The 2,750-nt window shown below is 74.7% G+C and carries 3 protein-coding genes and 1 riboswitch; of the genes, 2 read left to right on the top strand and 1 reads right to left on the bottom strand.

Annotated features, from left to right (window positions below; translation table 11 throughout):
• Positions 1 to 523, bottom strand: a 523-nt coding sequence (locus ABZY57_RS32565) for an FAD-dependent oxidoreductase (RefSeq protein WP_356518127.1), incomplete at its 3' end; no start/stop codon positions are given.
• Positions 521 to 633, bottom strand: a riboswitch (TPP riboswitch). Its footprint overlaps the gene before it by 3 nt.
• A 235-nt stretch (positions 634 to 868) precedes the next feature.
• On the opposite strand from ABZY57_RS32565, the gene ABZY57_RS32560 reads away from it, so the two are divergent.
• Complete coding sequence (locus ABZY57_RS32560) at positions 869 to 2,038, top strand: FAD-dependent oxidoreductase (RefSeq protein ID WP_356518129.1); 1,170 nt, start codon at positions 869 to 871, stop codon at positions 2,036 to 2,038.
• Between the two features lie 256 nt (positions 2,039 to 2,294).
• Positions 2,295 to 2,660: an Rv2175c family DNA-binding protein gene (locus ABZY57_RS32555; protein ID WP_243330105.1), complete on the top strand. Its 366-nt coding sequence runs from the start codon at positions 2,295 to 2,297 to the stop codon at positions 2,658 to 2,660.
• Positions 2,661 to 2,750 lie beyond the last annotated feature (90 nt).

Raw genomic sequence — 2,750 nt, 5'->3', positions numbered from 1 at the left:
CGCAGGCGGCCTGCAGGGCAGCCGCCAGGCGGCGGGGATCGACCTGGTGGTCGCCGTCCACGCGCAGGCCGCCGCGTACGCCCGGGGCCAGCATCGGTTCCAGGCGGCGGCACTCGCGGCCGGTCAGCCACTCGGAGTCCAGGCCGCAGCGGCGCTGGAGGGCGTGCAGTTCGCGCAGGTGCAGCCGGTCGTCGGAGTCGAGGGCGACGGCGAGGGTGCCGCAGGCGCGGTAGCCGATGTCCAGGCCGCCACTGGCTTCGGCGAGTTCGGCGGCGAACTCGGGGTAGCGGGCGGCGGAGGCGAGGTTGAGCCCGAGCAGGGTCTCGTCGCCGTAGTGCAGCTCGGTGACGGCGGCCAGCATGCCGGCCGCGACCTGGGCGGCCCCGCCGCCGGGGGCCGGATCGGCCAGCGCGGTGCGCAGCCCGCGCCGGGCCGCCCGCCAGGCGGTGACCAGGCCGATGATGCCGCCCCCGATGACGAGGACGTCGTAGCCGGGACTCCGGCCCTTCCTGAATGAATGCATGGGCGTCCAGCCCCTCCCTTCGCCGGCATGACCCGGATCAGGTTCGTACGGTCGGAGGCCGGCCAGCCTCCCTCTCAGCCCGGTGCGCCCGGACTCCCGCGATAGGTTCGGTGCCAGAGTAACGCCGAGGCCGACGGCCGGTAAGGCTGCCTCCCCGGTGCCGGTGCCCGCCCGGCCTCAGGAGGCCCCCGTCCGCTATTCCTGGCTGATCGTCAGTTGATTACGCTGGGCCGCGTGAGCGAGCAGACGCAACAGCAGACGCAACGGCAAGCGCAGCAGCAGGCGCGGCAGCAGGTGCAGCGGGCGCAGGACACGCGACGCGGCGTGGTCGTCGTCGGGGCCGGGATGGCCGGGGTCCAGACCGCGGTCGCCCTCCGGGAACAGGGCTGGACCGGCCCCGTCACCCTGCTGGGAGCCGAACCCCACCAGCCCTACGACCGACCCCCGCTGTCCAAGGCGGTGCTCCTCGGCAAGGCCGAGGACTCGGCCTTCGACGTCGACTTCGAGGAGCTCGGCATCGAGCTCCGGCTGGGGGTCGAGGTCACCGGGCTGCGGGCCGCCGACCGGGAGGTGGACACCGAGGCGGGCCCGGTCCCGTACGAGTTCCTCGTGCTGGCCACCGGCGCCGTCCCGCTGACGCTGCCCGGCGCGGAGGGCGTCCCCGGGGTGCACCTGCTGCGCACCCTGGACGACGCGGCGCGGCTGCGGCCCGTCCTGGCGGCCGGCTCCGCGGTCGTCGTGGTCGGGGCCGGGTGGATCGGCGCGGAGTTCGCCACCGCCGCCCGCGATGCGGGCTGCGCGGTGACGGTGGTCGAGGCGGCCGACCGGGTGCTGGCGGGCGCGCTGCCGCCGGAGGTCGCCGAGCCGATGGGGCGCTGGTACGCCGAGGCGGGCGCCGAGCTGCTGACGGGCGCGCGGGTGGCTTCCGTGGAGCCGGGCCGGGTCCTGCTGGCCGACGGGCGGGAGCTGCCGGCGGAGGCGGTGGTGGTGGGCATCGGCGCGCGGCCGGCCACCGGATGGCTGGCCGGGTCCGGCGTGGAGCTCGGCCCGGACGGAGCGGTCACCGCCGACGAGTGGCTGCGCACATCGGCGCCCGGGGTGTACGCCGTGGGGGACTGCGCCTCCTTCCCGTCGGGGCGCTACGGATCCCGGCTGCTGGTGCACCACTGGGACAACGCACTCCAGGGGCCCCGGGTGGTGGCGGCGGACATCCTGGCCGGCGGCTCGGGGGAGCAGGTCTACGACCCGGTCCCGTACTTCTGGTCGGAGCAGTTCGGCCGCTTCGTGCAGTACGCGGGCCACCACTTTGGCGCGGACGCACCGCTGTGGCGCGGCGACCCGGAGTCCGACGCCTGGTCGGTGTGCTGGCTGCGGGAAGGCCGGCTGGTCGCGGTCCTCGCGGTGGGCCGCCCGCGCGACCTGGCCCAGGGGCGCCGCCTCGTGGAGACGGGCGCCCTCGTGGACCCGGTGAAGGTCGCCGACCCGGCGGTCGCGCTGAAGTCGGCGGTGCGCTGACCCGGCGGGGCACGGGTCGGGAACGGGTCCGGGACGGGTTCCGAACCGGTTCGGCGCGGGTCCGGAAGCGGTTCGAACCGGCTCGGAGCGGGTCCGGAAGCGGTTCGGAACGGGTCCGGCGCGGGTCCGGAAGCGGTTCGGAAAGCCTCCGGGACAGCTCCCGAACCGGTCCGGGCAGGGGTGCGGGCCCCGGTTCGGCCCCCGTCCGGGCCCGCTCGGGTACCGGCAGTCAGTCCGAGATGGCAGGCTTGTCTCCGTGACCGAGATTGACGCAAAGATCGATGCCCTTGTTCCCGCCTGGCTGTACCTCCCCGACATCGCGGAGATGCTCGACATCGAAGTGACCAAGGTTCGCCAGCTGGTCAAGGAAGGTCAGCTGCTCGCGGTGCGCCGCGGCGAGAACCGCTCCCTCCAGGTCCCCGCGGCCTTCATCGACGGAGACAAGATCGTCAAGGGCCTGGTCGGCCTGCTGACGGTGCTCCGCGACGACCGCTTCACCGACGCGGAGATCCTGGAGTGGCTCTTCACCGCCGACGAGACCCTGCCCGGCACCCCCGTGCAGGCACTGAGCGAGAATCGCGGCACGGAGGTGAAGCGCCGCGCTCAGGCGCTCGCCATCTGACCTGACTCCGCCTCGAGCGCGGTGTGGGGGGGGCCCCCGGGGGGCGCCCCCCCCCGCCGAGAGAAACAAACACACGGGGGAGCCAGTAGG

It is taken from the genome of Streptomyces sp. NPDC006450 (assembly GCF_040612195.1).
Taxonomy (GTDB): domain Bacteria; phylum Actinomycetota; class Actinomycetes; order Streptomycetales; family Streptomycetaceae; genus Streptomyces.
The sequence above is the reverse complement of the archived record's forward strand: the minus strand, read 5'-3'. Positions and strand labels throughout refer to the sequence as shown.

Bases quoted from the DNA above. Each gene is read 5' to 3' on its own strand.
- ABZY57_RS32560 (WP_356518129.1), top strand. From the start codon at position 869: ATGGCCGGGGTCCAGACCGCGGTCGCCCTCCGGGAACAGGGCTGGACC.